Origin of the sequence: Actinomyces urogenitalis DSM 15434 (genome assembly GCF_000159035.1) — a bacterium.
In the GTDB taxonomy this organism is placed as follows: domain Bacteria; phylum Actinomycetota; class Actinomycetes; order Actinomycetales; family Actinomycetaceae; genus Actinomyces; species Actinomyces urogenitalis.
The window spans coordinates 1-202 of sequence record NZ_DS999640.1; the positions used below are offsets into that span (position 1 = coordinate 1).

General features: G+C 74.8%; 1 pseudogene. It reads left to right on the forward strand.

The features are described from left to right. Positions 1-202: pseudogene (locus HMPREF0058_RS13070) on the forward strand (hypothetical protein); the annotation flags it as partial.

Genomic DNA, 202 nt, shown 5'->3' on the forward strand with positions numbered 1-202 from the left:
GGGCGCGTGCGGCGGGTGCCTGCTCGGGCGCCCGGTCGCCGCGGCCGTCATCCCGCTCATGGTGGACCAGGAAGCGGTCCTGCCTGGGACCCAGCCAGCACGGGGATCCTCAGACCTCATCTGGTGCGCGGTCATCGTCGCCGGCTCAGTCGTTCTTGGCGGCTGGGGTCCCGCCAGGCGCGCCGCCCGGGCGCAGGAGATC